This is a genomic window from Pseudomonas sp. CVAP#3 (genome assembly GCF_018986375.1).
Lineage (GTDB): Bacteria > Pseudomonadota > Gammaproteobacteria > Pseudomonadales > Pseudomonadaceae > Aquipseudomonas > Aquipseudomonas helvetica.
Window position 1 is genome coordinate 25368 of record NZ_JAHMSC010000012.1, and the last position, 22439, is coordinate 47806.

18 protein-coding genes are annotated in these 22439 nt (G+C 59.1%); 11 read left to right on the top strand and 7 right to left on the bottom strand.

Annotated features, from left to right (window positions below):
* Nucleotides 1-2: 2 nt before the first annotated feature.
* The 4 genes from KRR23_RS19660 to KRR23_RS19675 form a co-directional block, all read right to left on the bottom strand.
* On the bottom strand, nucleotides 3-1043 hold the full coding sequence (locus tag KRR23_RS19660; protein WP_216743864.1) for an ABC transporter substrate-binding protein: 1041 nt from the start codon (nucleotides 1041-1043) through the stop codon (nucleotides 3-5).
* Between the two features lie 49 nt (nucleotides 1044-1092).
* Nucleotides 1093-2217, bottom strand: a complete 1125-nt coding sequence (locus KRR23_RS19665; protein ID WP_216743865.1) for an ABC transporter ATP-binding protein — start codon at nucleotides 2215-2217, stop codon at nucleotides 1093-1095.
* A 295-nt stretch (nucleotides 2218-2512) separates the two neighbouring features.
* The gene (locus tag KRR23_RS19670; RefSeq protein WP_024265168.1) at nucleotides 2513-3142 is read right to left on the bottom strand and encodes a response regulator transcription factor; all 630 of its coding nucleotides are present in this window, start codon (nucleotides 3140-3142) and stop codon (nucleotides 2513-2515) included.
* Between the two features lie 83 nt (nucleotides 3143-3225).
* Nucleotides 3226-5616, bottom strand: a complete 2391-nt coding sequence (locus tag KRR23_RS19675) for a transporter substrate-binding domain-containing protein (RefSeq protein WP_216743866.1) — start codon at nucleotides 5614-5616, stop codon at nucleotides 3226-3228.
* A gap of 74 nt (nucleotides 5617-5690) precedes the next feature.
* Between KRR23_RS19675 and KRR23_RS19680 the strand changes: the two genes are divergently transcribed.
* Nucleotides 5691-6683 carry an alpha/beta hydrolase family protein gene (locus KRR23_RS19680; RefSeq protein ID WP_216743867.1) on the top strand — a complete coding sequence of 331 codons (993 nt, stop codon included), beginning with the start codon at nucleotides 5691-5693 and terminating at the stop codon, nucleotides 6681-6683.
* 187 nt (nucleotides 6684-6870) lie between these two features.
* Here the strand turns inward: KRR23_RS19680 and KRR23_RS19685 are convergent, their stop codons facing one another.
* From KRR23_RS19685 to KRR23_RS19695, 3 genes are read right to left on the bottom strand one after another with little or no spacing between them, the layout of a single operon-like run.
* On the bottom strand, nucleotides 6871-7638 hold the full coding sequence (locus tag KRR23_RS19685; RefSeq protein WP_216743868.1) for a DnaJ domain-containing protein: 768 nt from the start codon (nucleotides 7636-7638) through the stop codon (nucleotides 6871-6873).
* Between the two features lies 1 nt (nucleotide 7639).
* Nucleotides 7640-8311, bottom strand: a complete 672-nt coding sequence (gene murU / locus KRR23_RS19690) for an N-acetylmuramate alpha-1-phosphate uridylyltransferase MurU (protein WP_216743869.1) — start codon at nucleotides 8309-8311, stop codon at nucleotides 7640-7642.
* Entirely contained in the window at nucleotides 8308-9333 is a 1026-nt protein-coding gene (locus KRR23_RS19695) for an aminoglycoside phosphotransferase family protein (protein WP_216743870.1), read from the bottom strand. The genes murU and KRR23_RS19695 overlap by 4 nt, the downstream gene beginning before the upstream one ends.
* A gap of 130 nt (nucleotides 9334-9463) precedes the next feature.
* On the opposite strand from KRR23_RS19695, the gene KRR23_RS19700 reads away from it, so the two are divergent.
* From KRR23_RS19700 to KRR23_RS19745, 10 genes are all read left to right on the top strand, one after another.
* Complete coding sequence (locus KRR23_RS19700; protein WP_216743871.1) at nucleotides 9464-12295, top strand: LPS-assembly protein LptD; 2832 nt, start codon at nucleotides 9464-9466, stop codon at nucleotides 12293-12295.
* A complete protein-coding gene (gene surA, locus KRR23_RS19705) occupies nucleotides 12270-13592 on the top strand; it encodes a peptidylprolyl isomerase SurA (RefSeq protein ID WP_173859940.1) in 1323 nt (440 codons plus the stop codon). The genes KRR23_RS19700 and surA overlap by 26 nt, the downstream gene beginning before the upstream one ends.
* Nucleotides 13589-14578, top strand: a complete 990-nt coding sequence (gene pdxA, locus KRR23_RS19710; RefSeq protein ID WP_054594310.1) for a 4-hydroxythreonine-4-phosphate dehydrogenase PdxA — start codon at nucleotides 13589-13591, stop codon at nucleotides 14576-14578. The genes surA and pdxA overlap by 4 nt, the downstream gene beginning before the upstream one ends.
* A complete protein-coding gene (gene rsmA, locus KRR23_RS19715; protein ID WP_216743872.1) occupies nucleotides 14575-15393 on the top strand; it encodes a 16S rRNA (adenine(1518)-N(6)/adenine(1519)-N(6))-dimethyltransferase RsmA in 819 nt (272 codons plus the stop codon). Before pdxA ends, rsmA begins: the two co-directional genes overlap by 4 nt.
* Nucleotides 15394-15516: 123 nt before the next feature.
* Nucleotides 15517-15897, top strand: coding sequence for a Co2+/Mg2+ efflux protein ApaG (apaG, locus tag KRR23_RS19720; RefSeq protein ID WP_216743873.1), 381 nt, complete (start codon nucleotides 15517-15519; stop codon nucleotides 15895-15897).
* The gene (locus tag KRR23_RS19725) at nucleotides 15897-16778 is read left to right on the top strand and encodes a symmetrical bis(5'-nucleosyl)-tetraphosphatase (protein WP_216743874.1); all 882 of its coding nucleotides are present in this window, start codon (nucleotides 15897-15899) and stop codon (nucleotides 16776-16778) included. The genes apaG and KRR23_RS19725 overlap by 1 nt, the downstream gene beginning before the upstream one ends.
* 33 nt (nucleotides 16779-16811) lie before the next feature.
* Entirely contained in the window at nucleotides 16812-17141 is a 330-nt protein-coding gene (gene glpE / locus KRR23_RS19730) for a thiosulfate sulfurtransferase GlpE (RefSeq protein WP_216743875.1), read from the top strand.
* Between the two features lie 285 nt (nucleotides 17142-17426).
* Nucleotides 17427-19349 (top strand): PrkA family serine protein kinase, encoded by a 1923-nt coding sequence (locus KRR23_RS19735; protein ID WP_123424092.1) that lies wholly within the window; start codon nucleotides 17427-17429, stop codon nucleotides 19347-19349.
* Nucleotides 19350-19558: 209 nt separating this feature from the next.
* Entirely contained in the window at nucleotides 19559-20830 is a 1272-nt protein-coding gene (locus KRR23_RS19740; protein WP_054594316.1) for a YeaH/YhbH family protein, read from the top strand.
* Nucleotides 20827-22389: a SpoVR family protein gene (locus KRR23_RS19745; protein ID WP_216743876.1), complete on the top strand. Its 1563-nt coding sequence runs from the start codon at nucleotides 20827-20829 to the stop codon at nucleotides 22387-22389. The genes KRR23_RS19740 and KRR23_RS19745 overlap by 4 nt, the downstream gene beginning before the upstream one ends.
* The last annotated feature ends 50 nt before the right edge of the window (nucleotides 22390-22439 follow it).

Below are 22439 nucleotides of genomic sequence, written 5' to 3' on the forward strand. Positions count from 1 at the left end.
GCTTACTTCGCAGCCCACGAGTTGAAACGCTGTTCCAGTTGCTCACCGTTGTCAGCCCAGAAGCTGACGTCGATCTGCACCTGGTTGGCGATGTTTTCCGGGGTGGTCGGCATGTCTTTCAGAATGTCTTTGGACAACAGCGGTACGGCTTGGGTATTGGCCGGGCCGTAGGCGATGTTTTCCGAGTAGGTTTTCTGCTGTTGCGGCATGACCGAGTACGCGATGAATTTCTTCGCGGCGGCGGCGCGGGTTTTATCCAGGCCTTTTGGAATAGCCCAGGCATCGAAGTCGTAGATGCCGCCGTTCCATACCACTTTCAGGTTGCTTTCTTTCTGCACGGCAGCGATCCGGCCGTTGTAGGCCGAACTCATGACCACATCGCCGGAAGCCAGATACTGTGGCGGCTGAGCGCCGGCTTCCCACCATTGAATGCTTGGCTTGAGCTCATCGAGTTTCTTGAAGGCGCGGTCCTGACCGTCCTTGCTGGCCAGCACTTTGTAGACGTCTTTCGGCGCAACGCCGTCGGCCATCAAGGCGAATTCCAGGGTGTACTTGGCGCCTTTACGCAGGCCACGTTTGCCCGGGAATTTCTTGGTGTCCCAGAAATCCACCCAACTGGTCGGAGCGCTTGCCAGTTTGTCGGCGTTGTAGGCCAACACGGTCGACCACACGAAGAAGCCCACGCCGCAAGGCTGGATGGCACCCTTCACGTAATCTTCGGACTTGCCGAACAGTGCCGGGTCAAGCGGCTCGAACATGTCTTCGTCGCAACCACGGGACAGTTCTGGCGATTCAACCTCTACCAGATCCCAGGACACGCTCTTGGTGTCGACCATGGCTTTGACCTTGGCCATCTCACCGTTGTATTCACCGGCGACGATCTTGCCGTTGCCCGCGGCTTCCCACGGTGCGTAGAAGGCCTTGACCTGCGCCGCCTTGTTCGCGCCACCAAACGACACCACGGTCAAGTCTGGGCCGGCCATTGCGTGCGCTGCGCCCATCATGCCAAGTGCGAGGGCTGTGAACTTCAGGGATCTCAACATTTATTATTCTCTCCACGTGCGGGTTGGTGTTGGTGAAGCGGTGGGGCGATCAGTTCGCCTCTAGAAGTGGGTCGAGCGCGCGAACGTGTTCGACCTGCCAGCCAAGCGGTACCACGTCTCCGACTGCCAGCGCCGGATCAAGCTCGGCGATCGGCTGTTTCACGAAGAAGTCGGTCTTGCCGCAGACTTCCAGGCGAACACGGACGTGGTCGCCCAGATAGATGAATTCCGCCACCCTTCCCGAGAAGCGGTTGACGCACAGATCGCTTGCACCATTAAGGCTCACGCGCTCCGGACGAATGGACAGCGTCACTGGCTCGCCGGTCTTGCCGACATTCACTGCCAGCGCTTCGACCTTTTCACCACGCCCCAGCTCAACCACGCAGCGGTCGCCAGTGTGGCTATGCAAACGGCCGTTGAGACGGTTGTTCTCGCCAATGAAGTTGGCGACGAAGGTATTTTTCGGCTTTTCATAGAGCTCGCGCGGTGGCGCGATCTGCTGTATTTCGCCTTGATGGAAGACCGCCACGCGATCGGACATGGTCAGGGCTTCACCCTGGTCGTGGGTCACGTAGACCACGGTCACGCCGAGGCGCTGGTGCAGGTGCTTGATCTCCATCTGCATGTGTTCACGCAGTTGTTTATCCAGTGCCCCCAGCGGTTCGTCCATCAGCACCAGTTGTGGTTCGAATACCAGCGCCCGGGCCAAGGCCACACGTTGTTGCTGACCACCGGAAAGCTGCGCCGGATAACGCTGGGCGAACGCGTCGAGCTGAACCATGCTCAGCACGCGCTTGACCCGGTCACTGACGTCACTTTTATTCAGACCACGAACGGTCAGCGGGAACGCGAGGTTCTCGGCCACGGTCATGTGCGGGAACAATGCATAGTTCTGGAACACCATGCCGATGTCGCGCTTGTGCGGCGGCACGTTGTTGATCGCACGTCCGGCCAGCAGGATTTCGCCGGCGGTCGGCGTTTCGAAACCGGCGAGCATCATCAGACTGGTGGTCTTGCCGGAGCCGGACGGCCCGAGCAAGGTGAGGAATTCGCCTTTGCGAATCTCCAGGTTGAGGTCTTTGACGATCAGGTTCTCGCCGTCGTAGCTCTTTTGCACTCCACGAAAGCTGACCAGAACATCACTCGCCCCAGCGCTTGAATCGACCTCGCTCATACCTGCACCTTTGTATTCTTTATATGTAGGACTGCTGAGGACTAAGCCTAGTGGAGCCTGCAGACCGCGCAAATCGGGGTGCAGGAGAGAATCGCCTCAGCCGGATGGAAGGTTGGGTGTAGGGATTGCCCTACAAGGATGGCGGGATTGGGTATGTCGATAAACGATAGTGGCCAGCATCAGGCTGCAAGCCACAAAAGCCGGTGGGGCCGGGCTTTCTGTCATGTCGCAAATAGACATGCCAACACGTTCCTCTGTAGGAGCAAAGCTTGCTCCTACAGGGTAAACAGGGAGTTCAGAGGAGCTTGTGCTCCATCGCGTACTTCACCAGTTCGGCGAGGGAGGTGATGTTGAGCTTCTGCATCAGCCGCGCCTTGTGGGTGCTGATGGTTTTGCTGCTCAACGCCAGTTGCTGGGCAATGTCATTGACGTTGGCACCCTGGGCCAGGCGCTCGAACACCGAGAACTCGCGCTCCGAGAGCAACGAATGCAGCGGCCGCGAATCCGTCAGGCCGACCTCGAAGACCATTCGATCCGCCAGCTCCGGATCGATGTAACGCCCGCCTGCCGCGACTTTGCGAATCGCCGTCAGCAGCAACGCCGGATCGCTGTCCTTGGTGGCATAACCGGCAGCGCCGACCTTCAGTGCACGAGCCGCCATTTGCGCCTCGTCGTGCATCGACAGCACCAGGATCGCCGGCGGATTGTTCAGTGCGCGAATCCGCGGAATCGCCTCCAGCCCGTTAACCCCGGGCATGGAGATATCCAGCAACACCACCTCGCAGGGAATGTGGCGCAAGGTCTCGAGCAGTTGCTCGCCATTGCTCGCCTCCCCCACCACCAGCAAATCCTTGGCGAGGCCGATCAACTGTTTGATGCCTTCACGGACGATGGTGTGGTCTTCGGCTACCAGTACACGGATCACGCTTTTCTCCTCATTGATGGGTTGAGCGCCATTAAAGATCGCAGCCTGCGGCAACTCCTACAGAGGTACGCCCCAATCTTTCATCAATCCAGCGGCACACATACGCACAGGGTCGTGCCCTCGCCCGGCTCACTCTCCAGCGACAACTGGCCGCCCATGATCAGCACCCGCTCACGCATGCCGACCACCCCGAAGGAAGTCGGCCTGCCTTCGGGGGCGACAAAGCCTACGCCATCATCGCTGACCGTCAGGCACAACTCGTCGCCTTCCTGCACCAGTGTCAGTTCAACAGTATGCGCCTGCGCATGGCGCATGACATTGGTCAGCGCCTCCTGAAGAATCCGGAACAGACCGATCGCCTTGGCATCGCTGAGGGTCGGCAGGTTATCCGGCACTTGCACCAGACACGGGATCTGCGTGCGCGCTTCGAAACGCCGGGCCTGCCACTCGATGGCAGACGCGATCCCGGCATCGAGAATCGGCGGGCGCAAGGCCGTGGCCACGTCCCGCACCAGCTGGAACAGTTGGGCGATCAGGCGCTTCATGCTGTTGAGACGCTCACTCAAGCCTGGGTCGAGATCGGCGTAGGCCAATTCGCACATCGAGGTTTCCAGCTTCAGCACCGTCAGCATCTGACCCAACTCATCGTGGACTTCACGGGCAATCCGGGCCTTTTCCTCTTCCCGCACGCTTTCCAGGTGCGCAGACAGTTCACGCAATTGCTCGCGGGAGCTGGCCAGTTCCAGCTCGATGCGTTTGCTCTCGCTGATGTCCCAGACAATCCCGTCCCAGACGAATGCACCATCGTCGAGCCGACGCGTGATGGCCTTGATCTCGGCCCAGCGCTCCTCGCCCTGGCGAGTGAGAATCCGGCCTTGCCACGACCAGTCACTGTCGGTGTCCAATGCGTAATCCTGGGTCTGGTGATAACTCGCCTTGTCATCCGGATGCACCAGACTGCGCAGGCCCATGTCGCGACGGCTCAAGGTTGCCGGTGAATACCCCACCAGGCTCTCGCTGCCCTCGCTGATGTAGGCAAAGTCGATTTGCCCGGTCACCGGCGCCCGTTCCAGGCGAAAGACCAGGCCCGGCACGTTGGCGGCAATCCCCTGCAACCGGGCTTCGCTTTCCTGCAGGGCGGCCAGAGCCCGACGGCGCTCGGTAACGTCGTTGAGGTAAACGACCAGATACTCGCTGTCGCGAAACCGCAGGAAACTCAACGACACGTCGGCCGGCAAAATGCTGCCATCGGCACGCACGCAGTTGGTTTCGAAACTTTGTGGCGCGTCTTCACTGGCCCGGGCACTCTTCCACAGGTTCAACCAACGGTCCATGTGCAACCCGGGCTCGAAGTCGATCAGTGGCCGATCAATGACACCACCCGGTGCATAACCGAGCATCGCCTCCGCCGCACGGTTGGCGTAACGCACATGACTGTCCCAATTGACCCAGAGGATCCCGACCGTGCTTTGATCAATCGAAAACTGCGTCAGGCGCAACGCTTCTTCGCTGGCCTCGCGCAGGGCAATGTCTTCGCGGGCCGCCAGTAAACGCTGCTCAAGGGTATGTTGCTGACGGCGCTGCCACAGCACGATGGCCATGCTGCCGAGGAACAACACAGCCAACAACAGGCAAAGGTTTTGCCAGAACCCCGGCGACTCGGTCAGGCGCGGGTATTTGGGTTGCAGCCAGCTCGCGTGCAACTGCTCAAGATCCTTGGCGGGAATCGCATGCAAGGCGCTTTCGACGATGCCGGCCAACTCCGGCCAGTCGCGGCGGGTCGCCACCCGTAGCAATTGCGGCAGGCCAATATCGCCGACCACCACCAACCCGGAGAATTCGGGTTCGATCGACAAACGGCTGAGTTGGGCTTCATCAACGACAGCGTAGCGGGCCTGTTGAGCCAGCAGCAGTTGCAGTGCCTCACGCTCCGACGGCACGCCTTGCAAGTTGAGATTGCCGTAAGTGTTGCGTAGATAGTCGGCAATCGCACCAGGCATGCGTACAGCGACCCGCGAGTGGCTGTCGAGTTTCTCCAGTTCGATGGCACCGGCGCCCTTCTGTTCGCCGACCACCAGTTGCGGCACACGCATGTACGGGTCGCTGAATTGCCATAGACGCAAGCCGGCGGGGGTTTGGGTCATACCCGGCGCGAGGTCGACTTCACCTTCGCGCACGGCTTCTTCCAGTTGCGCCACATCAGGAAAGTGGCGCCACGAGAACTCGATATTCAGCGAGCGGGCTACCCACTGCATCAATTCGATATTGGCTCCGGACAACCGCTGCAAGCGCCGGTCGTACTGTGCAAAAGGTGCTTGCAGCACCACACCCACGCGCAGTTCGTTGTGCTCAGCGAGCCACTGGCGCTGCTCGACGCTCAACGGCACTCCATGCGCAGGCAACGCCGGTGCCGCCCATGCCATCAAGGGAAGCCAGCAACAGCCGATAACCAACAGGCAGCGAAAACGCATCATCCTAAGTCTCACACACTGACAAATACTGACCAACCCATTAGGCTGCCGGGATTACTTCTGGCCTGGAATATCCGATGCCCCCTGTCTACCGCTTGGCACTGCCAGCATTGTGCCTGTCGCTGATCCTGCCTTGTGCCTTTTCAGCTCAGGCTGCCGCCCCGGCATCCGCTACCGCGGAAAAACCCGCCGAAGCAAAACCGGCCGAACGCCAGCCTCTGCCAGAGCGTAGCCAGGAAGAAGCCGTCGCTCTCGAACGAACGGTTCCCGCGCAAGAGCAACAGTCGTTGCAGGCCGGCAGTGACAGCTTTCTCGCGCTGTGGAAACCGGCCAATACCAGCACCCCAAAAGGTGCGGTAATTATCATCCCCGGCGCTGGAGAAACCGCTGATTGGCCTCAAGCGATCAGTCCCTTGCGGCAAAAACTGCCCGATGCCGACTGGGGCAGCCTGAGTCTTACTCTGCCAGACCTGCAAAGCAATGCCCCGCAAGCGCGCGTCGTCAACGTCGCACCCGCGCCTGCCAAACCCGAGACCGGCAGCAAAGACGCCAGCACTGCGGCCCCCATCGAGCAAGTGGCCGGCGGTGAAGGAGATATCGCCGATCGCGCGGTTGCCGAGACCAGCGAAGAGCAAGCCAAGGCTGACGCCGAGCGGATCTACGCACGGATCGACGCAGCCATTGCTTTCGCCGAACAACAAAATGCTCGCAGCATTGTCTTGCTCGGTCACGGTACAGGGGCTTATTGGGCCGCGCGCTACCTGAGCGAAAAACAACCGTCGCAAGTCGCGAAATTCGTGATGGTCGCCGCGCAGACACCCGTGGCCGCAAAGCCCGGACTGGCGGAATTGACCACCACCTTGAAACTGGCCACCTTCGACATCTACTACAAGGACAAGGCACTGGTGCAGAGTGCTGCCCTGGAGCGCTTGCAGGCCAGCAAACGCCTGAAGGCCTCGACGTTCAGTCAGCTTGCACTCAAGACCTTGCCCGGTAACAGCGCTGCCGAACAGGAACAATTGTTCCGGCGTGTGCGCGGCTGGTTGAATCCGCAGAACGCTGGTAGTTGATCGGCGGATACAGATTTATCGTCTGACCTATAACTGTGGCGAGGGAGCTTGCTCCCGCTCGACTGCGCAGCCGTCGCAAACTCTGCGCATTGGGTACCCCTGACGGAATGCGGTGGTCGTTTTGGGGCCGCTTCGCGCCCCAGCGGGAGCAAGCTCCCTCGCCACAGGGTTTTCCTTCCATTAGCCGTTAACGAAAATCCCGCCGCTCGCGTATCAACTTATAGGCGTTGTGCAATTCGCGAGTCTTGTCAGTCGCTTCACGCACCTGGGAAGGTGTCGCCCCCGTGCCGGCGATCTTGTCCGGGTGATGGCGACTGAGCAGGCGTCGATATGCACGCTTGATTTGCGACGGCTCGCTGGTGGCAGACACCCCGAGCACCCGCAACGCCTCCTGATACGCCGCCGCGCTGTTAACCAGAGTCTTCTTTTGTGGTTCGTAATCGCTGGCCAGGGCCTGCACCTGCTCCGGCGTCCAGCCGAGCCACTTGCCCCACTGCGAAATCAGCTCACGCTCGGCGCTTCCGGCACGTCCGTCGGCCCAGACCATCCGCCAACAGGCGCGCAAGACACCTTCGGCGGCATGCGGCTGCGCGCTTAAACGGCACAGGTAACCGCGCAAGCGATCATGTCCCGATTTGCCACGGTTGAACGCCGCGATTGCGCGCTTCTGCGCCGGCTCGCTCATTTCCAGCGAACGCATTTCCTGACGCGCCTGATAGATATGACCATCCACCACCCGGCCATCGCTCTTGGCCAGACGTCCCAGCAATACAAACAACAGTTCATCGTTACGCAACATCGGCCGACCACCGAGTCGCTCACGCAACTGCCCGAGGCTTTGCAGTTGCAAGCGCCGGTCCAGCGCCTGTCCTAACAATGCGCCGAGCATGGCCCCCGGAATGCTGGCTATGGCAAAGCCCGCTCCGGCTCCGATCAGAGTCCCTGGCCACAACATGTCAGTAGCTCGCTTCTATCAAGTGTTCAACTTCAGCCAGACGTTCGTGGGTGCCGACATCGACCCAGTGCCCGTGCAGTCGCTCGCCACTCACCTGCCCTTGCGCCATGGCGTCGCGCAACAGCGGGGCCAGTTTGAAGGCACCGTCCGCGCACGCCGCGAAGAGCTTCGGATGCAGCACCGCGATGCCACTGTAGGTGAGGGTCTGTGCACCAGGCTGACCATCGCGCACCTGGCCGTCGACCAGGCTGAAATCACCGGTCGGGTGGTGCGCCGGGTTATCGGCAAGCACCAGGTGGGCCAGGCCCACCATCGGCTGACGCAATGCCGTGAAGTCGTAATCGGTCCAGATATCACCGTTGACCACCACAAAGGCCTCATCACCCAGGAGCGGCAAGGCGCGGAAGATCCCGCCGCCCGTTTCCAGCGGCTCACCTTCCGGCGAGTACTGGATGCTCAGGCCATAACGCGATCCATCGCCCAGGTAATCTTCGATCTGCTGTCCCAGCCAGGCGTGATTGATCACCACTTCGCTGAAACCTGCCGCCGCCAGCGCTCGCAGGTGGTACTCGATCAGCGGCACCCCGCCAACGCGCACCAGCGGCTTGGGTGTTGTCAGGGTCAGCGGGCGCATGCGCTCGCCTTTACCGGCCGCCAGAATCATTGCCTTCATGCAGTCACTCCGACCGACTGGCGCAGACTGGCCAGCAACACATCCAGTTCCACCAGTTCAGGGCGACGGGCGATCACTGCCTCTATATAAGCAAAGAAGCGCGGCACGTCGCCGAGGTAGCGCGGCTTGCCGTCGCGATGGCAGATGCGGGCGAAAATGCCAATCACTTTCAAGTGACGCTGCACACCCATCAGGTCGCTGGCGCGCAGGAAGTCTTCGAAATCGGGCTGAACCGGAATACCGAGAGCCCCCGCTTGCTGCCAGTAGTTCGCCAGCCAAGCACGCACACGCTCCTCGGGCCAGCTGAGGAAGGCGTCCTTGAACAGGCACGTCACGTCATAAGTCACCGGCCCGTACACCGCGTCCTGGAAATCCAGCACGCCGGGGTTAGGCTCGCTGAGCATCAGGTTACGTGGCATGTAGTCGCGATGCACCAGCACTTTCGGTTGAGCCAGGGCACTGTCGATCAGCTTGTCGCTGACTTGTTGCCAGAGCATTTGCTGCGCCGAATCGAACTCGATGCCCAACTCGCGCTTCACGTACCACTCGGGGAACAGTTCCAGCTCGCGACGCAACAGTGCCACGTCATAGCTGGGCAGTGGCGCATCCATCGGCAACTGCTGAAAAGCCAGCAACGCTTGCAAGGCATCCTTGAACAAATCGTCGGCATTTTCGTTGTCGATCACGTCCAGATAGGTCTTGTTGCCCAGGTCATTGAGCAAAAGAAAACCGCGTTCAAGGTCTTGTGCGTAGATTTTTGGCACGTTAATTCCGGATTTCGCCAGTAAAAAGGCGATATCCACGAACGGTTTGCAGTTTTCCTGGGGCGGTGGAGCATCCATCACGACGAAGCTGCGGCCGGCGCCTTCCCAACGGAAGTAACGGCGGAAACTCGCGTCGCTGCTGGCCGCGGTCAATGTGGCCGGGGGTACGGCACCCCAACCTTGTGCGGCAAACAGCGTTGCCAATTGCTCATCGAGCCAAACTTTCAGGTGTTGCAAGCGTACATCTTGGTCAGGCATTACAAGGGTCTCCGACGGCGCTAGCCGTCAAGCGGGTCATGCTTTATTATCCAGCATCTTTTTCAGACCATCGAGAGGCGTGCGGCCCACACCGCGGGCAGATGGCACGCAGGAAGCCCGGACTAATAAGATGGCATTGAAATCCCCCGCGTTTCGTAAAAAATTTCCGTTGTTGGTCACCGGCAGTTTGCTGGCCCTGCAACCTCTAGCCACTTCGTTCGTGGTCGCCGCGGAACAGTATGACTGCTCAGTCTCTGCTTCGGGTGCCTGGGACTGCGCGCCAAAAGCCAACGCAGCCCAATTACCACCGCGCCCTGTACATGAGGGCAGCGCGGTCAGCTCGGGCAACGAGTCAACGGCCGAGAGCAGCACTGCAGGTGGCGAAACCACCAAAAAGCCTGTGCTGGTCACCGAAGCCAAGGGCCGCGCCCTGAAGTCGCGCAGTGCCGACTACAGTCACCTCGACTGGGTCCCGCGTGAGAAGCTCACCGCTGCCCAATTGGCTGAAACAGGTCCTTATTGCTCTGGTTCCTATATCGAACCAATTCGTCCTGGCATGAATGACACGACGAATAAAAGTGACGCCCCGACCTTTATCGGCGCCAAAGCCTCCCGCTACCAGCAGGATGAACAGGTGGCGACCCTCGCCGGTGACGTGGTCATGCGCCAGGGCAGCATGCAGGTCGAGGCCGATGAAGCCAACCTGTATCAAGCCGAAAACCGTGGCGATCTGAACGGTAACGTGCGCGTGCGCGACAACGGCGCACTGATCGTCGGCGATCACGCTGAAGTGCAACTCGATACCGGTGAAGCCCAAGTCGACAATGCCGAATACGTGATGCACAAATCCCGTGTCCGCGGCAGCGCGCTGTATGCCAAACGTGCCGAGAACGCGATCATCCGCCTCAAGGATGGTACGTACACCACGTGCGAACCGAACAGCAACGCCTGGCAGCTCAAGGGCAACAACATCACCTTGAACCCGGCGACCGGTTTCGGTACCGGGACCAACGTGACACTGCGGGTCAAGGACATTCCGGTGTTCTACACCCCGTATATCTATTTCCCGATAGATAACCGTCGCCAGTCCGGCTTCCTGCCGCCAAGCTTCAGCACCAGCACCAAAACCGGTTTCATGCTGGAAACACCGTATTACTTCAACCTGGCACCGAACTACGATGCCACGGTGTACCCGCGCTACATGAGCAAGCGTGGCATGTTGATGGAAGGCGAGTTCCGCTACCTGACCAAATCCAGCGAAGGTCAGTTCGGCGCCGCGTACCTCAACGATGACGACACCGAACGCAAGTTGCAGTCCGACTACGAAAAAACCCGCTACATGTACAACTGGCAGCACAAGGGTGGCCTGGATTCGCGGATATTCACCCAGGTCGACTACACCAAGATCAGCGATCCGTACTACTTCCAGGATCTGGAGACCGGGCAACTGGGCGTCAAAAGTGTTTCCGACTACGTGAACCAGCAAGGTTCGGTCACTTACCGTGGCGACACTTACAATGCACGCCTCAACCTGCAGGCTTACCAGCTGGCGTCGATTTCGAACATCACGCCTTATAATCGTCTGCCGCAGATCACCTTCAATGGTTTCCTGCCGCAAAAACCGGGTGGGTTGAACTTCGCCTACGAAACAGAAGCTGTGCGGTTTGAACGGAGCCTGCAAACTGGCAAGTATTTCGACCAGGATGGTGGTCCTTTTGATGCGAATGGCAATGCTATAGGCACTCCTCGTCTGGACACTAACGTCTTCGGCGTGGCGCGCGCCAACGGCAATCGCCTCAATGCGGCGCCAAGCATCAGTCTTCCGCTCAACACGACCTATGGTTTCCTGAAACCAACGCTCAAGTATCAGTACACTCAGTACGATCTTGACCTGGATAGCACAGGTAAAGGCCAGGTCGCCGGCCAGACCGCGGAGCAGGATCGCCTCCTCGGCACCTACAGCCGAAATCAGAGTCGTGCGGTTCCTATCGCGAGTATCGACAGCGGCCTGTACTTCGACCGTAACACCCAATGGTTCGGCAAGAACTACCGCCAGACCCTGGAACCTCGCCTGTACTATCTTTATGTGCCCGAGAAAGACCAGAGCAATATCCCGGTATTCGACACAGGCGAGTACACGTTCAACTACGCCTCGCTGTTCCGCGACAACCGCTTCTCGGGCTCCGACCGCGTCGGCGACGAGAACAAGTTGTCGCTGGGCGTGACCAACCGCTGGATCGAAGACAACGGTTTCGAACGTCAACGCGTCAGCGTCGGCCAGGCCATGTACTTCAAGGACCGCAAAGTACAGCTGCCAGGTATCGATGCAACAACCCGTGCCGATGCACAGTCCAACGTTTCGCCGTATGCCCTGGAATACGAATATCGCTGGAACCGCGATTGGCGGACCACGGCTGACTACAACTGGGACCCGGACAGCCGCAAACCTCGCTCGGGTAGCGCGATGTTCCACTACCAGCCGGAAGACAACCCGAACAAGGTCATCAACGCCGGTTATCGCTATCGCAATGACCAGGTTCGTTACGACCAGACCACTGGTAAGTGGACTGTGGGTGGCGGTGACTATGGCACCCCTGGCACACCTGGTTTCGTGAAGGATTACTACAAGATCAAACAGCACGACTTCTCGGTGATCTGGCCAGTCGTGCCGCAATGGAATGCCATCAGCCGCTGGCAGTACGACTACAACCGCAACCGCACCCTGGAAGCCTTCGGTGGTTTCGAGTACGACAACTGCTGCTGGAAACTGCGCCTGATCAACCGTTACTGGGTGTCGTATGACGAGTTCAGTCAAGAAGCCCCGCAAAACGAAAAAGGCGACCATGGCGTCTTCCTCCAAATTGTTCTGAAAGGTCTCGGTGGCGTTACTGGCGCCAAGGTAGAGAGCTTCCTCGACAAAGGCATTCAAGGTTATCGTGAACGTGAAGACCAAGCTTTCTGATTGTCTGCGCCCGCTGCTGCTGGGCGCGCTGTTCCTGGGTACCGCGGCTAACGCCGCGGTACAGTCCATCGACAAAGTGGTGGCTATCGTCGACAACGACGTGGTCATGCAGAGCCAGCTGGACCAGCGGGTTCATGAAGTTCAGCAAACCATCGCCAAGCGCGGTGGCGGCACACCACCAACCAGCGTGCTGGAACAGCAGGTGCTCGAACGCCTGATCGTCGAAAACCTGCAACTGCAGATTGGCGAACGCTCTGGCATCCGCATTAGCGATGAAGAACTGAACCAGGCTGTCGGCACCATTGCCCAGCGCAACAACATGACTGTGGATCAGTTCCGTGCGGCACTGACTCACGACGGCCTGTCTTACGACGACGCTCGTGACCAGATCCGTCGCGAGATGATCATCAGCCGTGTTCGTCAGCGTCGTGTGGCCGAACGAATTCAGGTGTCCGAGCAGGAAGTGAAAAACTTCCTCGCCTCCGACCTGGGCAAAGTGCAACTCTCTGAAGAGCTGCACCTGGCCAACATCCTGATCCCGACCCCGGAAAGCGCCAATTCGGAAGCGATTCAGAACGCTGCGCGCCAGGCCATGGAGATCTATCAGCAACTCAAGCAGGGTGCTGACTTCTCTCAACTGGCCATCGCCAAATCCGCGAGCGACAACGCACTGGAAGGTGGCGACATGGGCTGGCGTAAAGCTGCTCAACTGCCACCTCCGTTTGACCGCGAGCTGAGTGCCATGTCAGTGGGCGATGTCACCCAACCGGCACGTACACCGGGCGGTTTCATCATCCTCAAAGTGTTGGAAAAACGCGGCGGCGGCAACCAGGTGCGTGACGAAGTACACGTTCGCCATATTCTGGTCAAACCGAGCCCGATCCGCGACGAAGAAAAAACCAAGGCTCTGGCTCAATCGCTCTACACCCGTATTTCTGCGGGCGAAGACTTCGCTGAACTGGCAAAAAGCTACTCGGAAGACCCGGGTTCTGCCCTTAACGGCGGCGACCTCAACTGGATCGACCCGAACGCGCTGGTGCCGGAATTCCGCGAAGTAATGGCCAAGACCCAACAAGGTCAGCTGTCCAAGCCGTTCAAGACTCAATATGGCTGGCACGTTCTGGAAGTCCTTGGCCGCCGCGCCACCGACAGCACCAGCCAGGCCCGTGAACAGCAGGCCATGACCGTACTGCGTAACCGCAAATACGACGAAGAGCTGCAAACCTGGTTGCGTCAGATCCGTGACGAAGCCTACGTTGAAATCAAGCTCCCTGGCGTCGACCAGGCGGCGAAGTGAACCCCAAGCGTTTTGCGCTGACACCCGGCGAGCCGGCCGGCATAGGTCCTGACCTGTGCCTGCTACTCGCCTCGCAAGCCCAGCCACACCCCCTGATTGCCATCACCAGCCGCGACCTGCTCCTTGAGCGGGCCGCGCAGCTGGGCGTGGTCGTTGATCTGCTGCCGGTAACACCGGACAGCTGGCCGGACGTTCCTGCGCCGGCCAACAGCCTGTATGTCTGGGATACTCCGCTCAGCGCACCGGTTACTGCCGGACAACTGGACAAGGCCAATGCCGCCTTTGTCCTGGAAACCCTGACCCGCGCAGGCGTTGGCTGCCTGGACGGGCACTTCGCCGGAATGATCACCGCCCCCGTGCATAAGGGCGTGATCAATGAGTCGGGCATTGCCTTCTCCGGCCACACCGAGTTCCTCGCAGACCTGACTCACACCCCTCAAGTGGTGATGATGCTCGCCACACACGGCTTGCGAGTCGCGCTGGTTACCACGCACCTGCCGTTGCGGGAGATTGCCGATGCAATTACCCCTGAACGCCTGGAGCGGGTTACACGGATTCTGCACACCGACCTGCAACAAAAGTTCGGCATCGCCCGGCCACGCATCCTCGTTTGCGGACTCAACCCGCATGCCGGCGAAGGCGGACACCTGGGCCACGAAGAAATCGACATTATTGAACCAACCCTGGAGCGTCTGCGCGCTGAAGGCATGGACCTGCGTGGCCCCCTGCCCGCCGACACTCTGTTTACCCCCAAATATCTGGAGCACTGCGACGCGGTGCTGGCGATGTACCACGACCAGGGCCTGCCTGTGCTGAAATACAAAGGCTTCGGCGCGGCAGTCAACGTGACCCTCGGCTTGCCGATCATCCGCACTTCAGTCGACCACGGCACCGCCCTGGACCTGGCTGGTAGCGGAAAAATCGACACCGGCAGCCTGCAAGTCGCCCTGGAAACCGCCTACCAGATGGCCGAGACCCGTTTATGACCGAGCATTACCAACACCGGGCGCGCAAGCGTTTCGGCCAGAACTTCCTGCACGATGCTGGCGTTATCGACCGCATCCTGCGCTCCATTCATGCCAAGCCCGACGACCGTCTGCTGGAAATCGGCCCGGGCCAGGGCGCGCTCACCGAAGGCCTGCTCAATAGCGGCGCCCAACTGGACGTGGTTGAACTGGACAAGGACCTGATCCCGATCCTCAACCAGCAATTCGCCGGCAAGAGCAATTTCAACCTGCACCAGGGCGATGCACTGAAGTTCGACTTCAACAGCTTGAATGCCGCACCCAACAGCCTGCGCGTCGTCGGTAACCTGCCGTACAACATCTCCACGCCGCTGATTTTCCACCTGCTGAACAACGCAGGCATCATCCGCGACATGCACTTCATGCTGCAAAAGGAAGTGGTCGAGCGTCTGGCCGCAGGTCCTGGCGGTGGCGATTGGGGTCGCCTGTCGATCATGGTTCAGTACCACTGCCGAGTCGAACACTTGTTCAACGTCGGCCCTGGCGCCTTCAACCCGCCACCAAAAGTCGACTCGGCGATCGTCCGCCTGGTGCCGCACGCCATGCTGCCGCACCCGGCCAAAGACCATCGCTTGCTGGAGCGCGTCGTTCGCGAAGCCTTCAACCAGCGCCGCAAGACCCTGCGCAACACCCTCAAGGCCCTGCTGAGCAATGCTGAAATCGAAGCCGCCGGCGTCGACGGCAGCCTGCGCCCGGAGCAGCTCGATCTGGCGGCCTTCGTCCGCCTGGCTGACAAGCTCAGCGAGCAAGTCGCCGAGCAGCCTGCCGACATCTGACAGGCCAGAAGCGTTATCGGGTAGGACACCAGCGCCCATGTCTGGTTTACTATCCGATACTTGGCCTAGACTGACCTCAATCAGTTACGCCCCGCGTCCCGCTTTGCTTTTAAGGCCTCTTGCATGTCCGATCCTCGTTATCAGGTCGACGTCAGCGTCGTCACCCGCTATCTGGCAGAACAATCGCAACCCGAGCAGAACCGCTTTGCCTTCGCCTACACCATTACCGTACAGAACAACGGCCTGCTACCGGCCAAGTTGCTCTCGCGGCACTGGGTGATCACCGATGGCGACGGGCATGTCGAAGAGGTTCGTGGCGCAGGCGTGGTTGGCCTGCAACCGCTGATCGGTGTCGGCCAGAGCCACACCTACAGCAGCGGCACCGTGATGACCACCCGCGTTGGCAACATGCAGGGGACTTATCAAATGCTCGCCGAAGACGGTAAACACTTCGACGCCATCATCGCGCCTTTCCGCCTGGCGGTGCCCGGAGCCCTGCACTGATGGCGACGTACGCCGTCGGCGACCTGCAAGGCTGCCTCGAACCACTGCAATGCCTGCTCAAGCGGGTTGCCTTCGACCCTGCAACGGATCATCTGTGGCTGGTCGGCGACCTGGTCAACCGCGGCCCGCAATCGCTGGAAACCCTGCGCTTTCTCTATAGCATCCGCGAATCGCTGGTGTGCGTACTGGGCAACCATGACCTGCACTTGCTGGCTGCCGGCTACAACATCGAACGCTTGCGCAAAGCCGACACCCTGCGCGAAATCCTCGAAGCCCCGGATCGCGAGGACCTGCTTGAGTGGCTGCGCCAGCAAAAGCTCATGCACTACGACGAACAGCGCGATATTGCGTTGGTCCATGCCGGTATACCGCCGCAGTGGTCCCTGCGCAAAGCCTTGAAGTGCGCCGCCGAAGTCGAAGAAGCATTGCGTGACGACAACCGCATCGCGCCCTACCTCGATGGCATGTATGGCAACGAACCGCTTAAGTGGGACGGCGACCTTAAAGGTGTAGCCCGCCTGCGGGTGATCACCAACTACTTCACCCGCATGCGTTTTTGCACCAGCGACGGCAAGCTTGATCTCAAGAGCAAGGAAGGTCTCGATAGCGCGCTACCCGGTTACGCCCCCTGGTTTTCACACCAGCAACGCAAGACCCGCGGAAAGAAGATCATTTTCGGCCACTGGGCCGCGCTCGAAGGTAAATGTAATGAACCGGGCATCTTCGCCCTGGACAGCGGTTGTGTCTGGGGTGGCTCGATGACCTTGATGAACGTTGATACCGGCGAGCGCCTGCATTGCAAATGCGATGCCCAGGGCCACACCCTGCCGTATGTCCCCCCAACGACCCCCGAACTATTGTCGGCCAGCGCCAAGCGCTAGGCTGCGCTTTCAGTCAGGCCACAGGAGCCCGCCATGAGCGAATTCAAACGCATCCCCCCAGAACAAGCCCAGGCATTGCGCGAACAAGGCGCGGTGGTAGTCGACGTCCGCGATCCACAGACGTTTGCCTTGAACCACATCAGCGGTTCGAAGCACCTGGACAACCACTCCATCTCCGACTTTATCCGCGCTGCCGACCTCGACGCGCCGACCGTGGTGGTCTGCTATCACGGTAACTCCAGCCAGAGCGCTGCGGCTTACCTGATCAGTCAGGGCTTTTCCGATGTCTACAGCATGGACGGTGGTTTTGAGCTGTGGCGTACGACTTATCCTTCGGAAACGGCGCAAGGCACTTCCGAATAATTTTTTTACACGCTCTAGCCCACGCCCGCCGTGGGCTGACGAACGGTCAGTCATAACAAATTACGCATTGCCCCTTTACCTTGCGGATTCCGAACTATCCTTAGCCTCAGGCCATCCAAAACAGGGGAGAGCCGGTACACCGGCGCGCGGATCATCGGGAGTAGCTTTCAGGGTTGATAGCTTTGAAGGTGTTCAGGGGGGTAAAAGGCAGCTGCACTTTCAGTTGCTTGCCAGCATCCACTGACTGATCCGACGTCGGCTCCACGTATCGAGCGAGGTGACGTCATGAGTATCTTTAGCCACTTCCAACAACGCTTCGAGTCCACACGGCAGGAAGAGCTCTCTCTGCAGGAGTATCTCGAACTGTGCAAAAAGGACCGCAGCGCTTACGCGTCCTCCGCCGAGCGTCTACTGCTGGCAATCGGCGAACCCGAACTGCTGGACACCTCGACCAACTCGAGGCTGTCACGCATCTTTTCCAACAAGGTGATCCGTCGGTATCCGGCCTTTGAAGACTTCCACGGGATGGAAGAATGCATCGACCAGATCGTCTCCTACTTCCGCCATGCAGCTCAGGGCCTGGAAGAGAAGAAACAGATCCTCTACCTGCTCGGTCCTGTCGGTGGCGGTAAATCGTCCCTGGCCGAGAAACTGAAACAGCTGATCGAAAAAGTGCCCTTCTATGCCATCAAGGGCTCTCCGGTGTTCGAGTCGCCGCTGGGGCTGTTCAACGCCACGGAGGATGGTGCGATCCTCGAAGAGGATTTCGGCATTCCGCGGCGCTACCTGAACACCATCATGTCGCCGTGGGCAACCAAACGCCTGGCCGAATTCGGCGGTGATATCAGCCAGTTCCGGGTGGTCAAACTCTATCCGTCGATTCTCAACCAGATCGCCGTGGCCAAGACCGAACCGGGTGACGAAAACAACCAGGACATCTCGGCGCTGGTCGGTAAAGTCGATATCCGCAAGCTGGAAGAATTCCCGCAGAACGACGCCGATGCCTACAGCTACTCGGGCGCACTCTGCCGCTCCAACCAGGGCCTGATGGAATTCGTCGAAATGTTCAAGGCACCGATCAAGGTGCTGCACCCATTGCTGACCGCCACCCAGGAAGGCAACTACAACAGTACCGAAGGCCTGGGCGCGATTCCGTTCACCGGGATCCTGCTGGCGCACTCCAACGAATCGGAGTGGCACACCTTCCGCAACAACAAGAACAACGAAGCCTTCATCGACCGGATCTACATCGTCAAAGTGCCGTATTGCCTGCGGGTCAGCGACGAAGTGAAGATCTACGACAAGCTGTTGTTCAACAGCTCCCTGGCCAAGGCCCACTGCGCACCCGACACCCTGAAGATGCTCGCCCAGTTCACCGTGCTCTCACGCCTCAAAGAGCCGGAAAACTCGAACATCTACTCGAAAATGCGCGTGTATGACGGTGAAAACCTCAAGGATACCGATCCGAAGGCCAAGTCGATTCAGGAGTACCGCGACACCGCTGGCGTCGACGAAGGCATGAACGGTCTTTCGACCCGGTTTGCCTTCAAGATCCTGTCGAAAGTCTTCAACTTCGACCCACATGAAATCGCCGCCAACCCGGTGCATCTGCTCTATGTGCTGGAACAACAGATCGAACAGGAACAGTTCCAGGCGGAAACCCGCGAGCGCTATCTGCGCTTCCTGAAAGAGTACCTGGCGCCGCGTTATATCGAGTTCATCGGCAAGGAAATCCAGACCGCCTACCTGGAGTCCTACAGCGAATACGGGCAAAACATCTTCGACCGCTATGTGCTCTACGCGGACTTCTGGATTCAGGATCAGGAATACCGCGATCCGGAAACCGGCGAGATCCTCAACCGCGTAGCCCTCAACGAAGAGCTGGAGAAAATCGAGAAACCGGCGGGCATCAGCAATCCGAAGGATTTCCGCAACGAAATCGTCAACTTCGTCCTGCGTGCCCGGGCCAACAACAACGGCAAGAATCCGACCTGGCTCAGCTACGAGAAGCTGCGGGTGGTCATCGAGAAGAAAATGTTCTCGAACACCGAGGATCTGCTGCCGGTCATCAGCTTCAACGCCAAGGCCAGCAAAGAGGACCAGCAGAAACACAACGACTTCGTTACACGGATGGTCGAGCGCGGCTACACCGACAAACAGGTACGACTGCTCTCCGAGTGGTACCTGCGGGTCAGGAAATCGCAGTAAACACGCTGCCGGTCAGACCGGTTGTCGTTAGCCCGGAGCCTGCATGACAAATTTCTGTTACACAGGTTTCAGGAAGGTGTTTGGAAATCGGCAGCGAAGTCCAGGCAACGCGCAGGTGGTACGGGAGGCGCAAGATCGCGCCTCCTGCCCCGCGCCCATTACCGCCAGACTTGCTCGCGATTTCTCAAGACAGCTTCTAAGGAGCAGTCATGAGCTATGTGATCGACCGACGTCTTAATGGCAAGAACAAGAGCACGGTAAACCGTCAGCGGTTTCTGCGGCGCTACCGTGATCACATCAAGAAGGCCGTCGAAGAGGCGGTCAGCCGGCGTTCCATTACCGATATGGAGCACGGTGAGCAAATCAGCATTCCTGGCCGCGATATCGACGAGCCAGTGCTTCACCATGGTCGCGGCGGCAAGCAGACCATCGTGCATCCCGGCAACAAGGAGTTCACCAGCGGCGAGCATATTGCTCGTCCGCCGGGAGGTGGCGGCGGCAGAGGCCCCGGCAAGGCCGGCAACTCCGGCGAGGGCATGGACGAGTTTGTGTTCCAGATCACCCAGGAAGAATTTCTCGAGTTCATGTTCGAGGACCTGGAGCTGCCAAACCTGGTCAAGCGCAACCTGAGCGGCACTGACACTTTCAAGACCGTGCGCGCCGGCATCAGCAACGAAGGCAATCCTTCACGGATCAACATCATCCGCACCCTGCGCTCGGCCCATGCTCGGCGTATCGCACTCTCAGGCAGCAGCCGGGAGAAACTGCGGGTAGCAAAAGAGGAACTGGCGCGACTTAAACAGGAAGAACCAGACAACTTCGGCGATATTCAGGAAATCGAGGCAGAAATCGAGCGCTTGAGCGCGCGCATCAATCGCGTGCCGTTTCTCGACACCTTCGACCTCAAGTACAACCTGCTGATCAAGCAGCCCAACCCCAGCTCCAAGGCGGTCATGTTCTGCCTGATGGACGTTTCCGGCTCCATGACCCAGGCCACCAAGGACATCGCCAAACGGTTCTTCATCCTGCTGTATCTGTTCCTCAAGCGTAACTACGAAAAAATTGATGTGGTGTTCATCCGCCACCACACCAGCGCCCGGGAGGTCGACGAGGAAGAGTTCTTCTACTCGCGCGAAACCGGCGGCACTATCGTTTCCAGCGCCCTGAAACTGATGCAGGAGATCATGGCCGAGCGTTATCCGAGCAACGACTGGAACATCTACGCCGCGCAGGCTTCCGACGGCGACAACTGGAACGATGACTCGCCGATCTGCCGGGACATTCTGATCAACCAGATCATGCCGTTCGTGCAGTACTACACTTATGTGGAAATCACTCCTCGCGAACATCAGGCGTTGTGGTACGAATACGAGCGTATCAGCGAAGCCTTTTCCGACACATTCGCCCAGCAGCAACTGGTTTCGGCCGGGGATATCTATCCGGTCTTCCGTGAACTCTTCCAGCGCAGGTTAGTGACATGACCGCCAAAGAGCAGAAGCGCCAACCCATCTCCACCGGCTCCGAATGGACGTTCGAGCTGATTCAGGCCTACGACCGGGAAATCAGCCGTATTGCGGCCCGCTACGCGCTGGACACCTACCCCAACCAGATTGAGGTAATTACCGCCGAACAGATGATGGACGCCTACGCCTCCGTCGGCATGCCACTGGGTTACCACCACTGGTCCTATGGCAAGCACTTCCTCAGTACCGAGAAGTCCTACAGTCGCGGCCAGATGGGGCTGGCCTACGAGATCGTGATCAACTCGGACCCGTGCATCGCCTACCTGATGGAAGAAAACACCATCTGCATGCAGGCACTGGTGGTGGCCCACGCCTGCTACGGCCACAACAGCTTTTTCAAAGGCAACTACCTGTTCCGCACCTGGACCGACGCCAGCTCGATCATCGATTACCTGGTGTTCGCCAAGCAGTACATCATGCAATGCGAGGAACGCCACGGCATCGATGCTGTGGAAGACTTGCTGGACTCCTGCCACGCCCTGATGAATTACGGTGTCGACCGCTACAAACGCCCTTACCCGATTTCCGCGGAAGAAGAGCGGCGCCGGCAAAAGGATCGTGAAGAACACCTGCAAAAGCAGATCAACGACCTGTGGCGCACCATTCCAAAAGGCGCAGACAAGTACAACGAGAAGGACAACGCACGTTTTCCGGCAGAACCGCAGGAGAACATCCTCTACTTCATCGAAAAACACGCCCCACTGCTGGAGCCCTGGCAACGGGAAATCGTGCGGATCGTGCGCAAGATCGCGCAATACTTTTATCCACAGCGTCAGACTCAAGTCATGAACGAGGGCTGGGCGACGTTCTGGCACTACACCCTGGTGAACGACCTGTACGACGAGGGCCTGGTGACTGACGGCTTCATGATGGAGTTTCTGACGTCTCACACCAGCGTGGTCTTCCAGCCTGGGTTCGATAGCCCTTACTACAACGGCATCAACCCCTACACCCTGGGCTTTTCCATGTACCGCGACATTCGACGCATGTGCGAAGCGCCCACCGAAGAGGATTACCGCTGGTTCCCGGAAATCGCCGGGACCGACTGGCTGTCGAGCATCAAATTCGCGATGAGCAGCTTCAAGGACGAAAGTTTCATCCTGCAGTATCTGTCACCCAAGGTGATCCGCGACCTGAAACTGTTCAGCATTCTCGATGACGACCAGAAGGACGACCTGCTGGTGCCGGCCATTCATGACGAGGAAGGTTATCGAATCATTCGTGAAACCCTGGCAGCACAGTACAACCTGGGTAACCGCGAACCGAACATCCAGATCTACAGCATCGACCGCCGTGGCGACCGCTCGCTGACGCTTCGTCACCAGCAACACGATCGCAAACCACTCGGGGACTCCACCGAGGAAGTGCTCAAGCACCTGCACCGCCTCTGGGGCTTCGATATTCACCTGGAAACCCTGCAAGGCGACCAGATCATGAAAACCCATCATGTCCCGCCCAAAGGCGAGCATAGCGAGGGCGAATACGGCCGGATGGACCTCGCCGTCATTCATCTTTGATGTCAGCCGGACCTCCGAAAGTTCGACGCAAGGGTTATCCTGTCGGGCTA

Coding starts and splice junctions, on each gene's coding strand:
- KRR23_RS19660 (WP_216743864.1), bottom strand. CDS start 1,043: ATGTTGAGATCCCTGAAGTTCACAGCCCTCGCACTTGGCATGATGGGC.
- KRR23_RS19665 (WP_216743865.1), bottom strand. CDS start 2,217: ATGAGCGAGGTCGATTCAAGCGCTGGGGCGAGTGATGTTCTGGTCAGC.
- KRR23_RS19675 (WP_216743866.1), bottom strand. CDS start 5,616: ATGATGCGTTTTCGCTGCCTGTTGGTTATCGGCTGTTGCTGGCTTCCC.
- KRR23_RS19680 (WP_216743867.1), top strand. CDS start 5,691: ATGCCCCCTGTCTACCGCTTGGCACTGCCAGCATTGTGCCTGTCGCTG.
- KRR23_RS19685 (WP_216743868.1), bottom strand. CDS start 7,638: ATGTTGTGGCCAGGGACTCTGATCGGAGCCGGAGCGGGCTTTGCCATA.
- murU (WP_216743869.1), bottom strand. CDS start 8,311: ATGAAGGCAATGATTCTGGCGGCCGGTAAAGGCGAGCGCATGCGCCCG.
- KRR23_RS19695 (WP_216743870.1), bottom strand. CDS start 9,333: ATGCCTGACCAAGATGTACGCTTGCAACACCTGAAAGTTTGGCTCGAT.
- KRR23_RS19700 (WP_216743871.1), top strand. CDS start 9,464: ATGGCATTGAAATCCCCCGCGTTTCGTAAAAAATTTCCGTTGTTGGTC.
- rsmA (WP_216743872.1), top strand. CDS start 14,575: ATGACCGAGCATTACCAACACCGGGCGCGCAAGCGTTTCGGCCAGAAC.
- apaG (WP_216743873.1), top strand. CDS start 15,517: ATGTCCGATCCTCGTTATCAGGTCGACGTCAGCGTCGTCACCCGCTAT.
- KRR23_RS19725 (WP_216743874.1), top strand. CDS start 15,897: ATGGCGACGTACGCCGTCGGCGACCTGCAAGGCTGCCTCGAACCACTG.
- glpE (WP_216743875.1), top strand. CDS start 16,812: ATGAGCGAATTCAAACGCATCCCCCCAGAACAAGCCCAGGCATTGCGC.
- KRR23_RS19735 (WP_123424092.1), top strand. CDS start 17,427: ATGAGTATCTTTAGCCACTTCCAACAACGCTTCGAGTCCACACGGCAG.
- KRR23_RS19740 (WP_054594316.1), top strand. CDS start 19,559: ATGAGCTATGTGATCGACCGACGTCTTAATGGCAAGAACAAGAGCACG.
- KRR23_RS19745 (WP_216743876.1), top strand. CDS start 20,827: ATGACCGCCAAAGAGCAGAAGCGCCAACCCATCTCCACCGGCTCCGAA.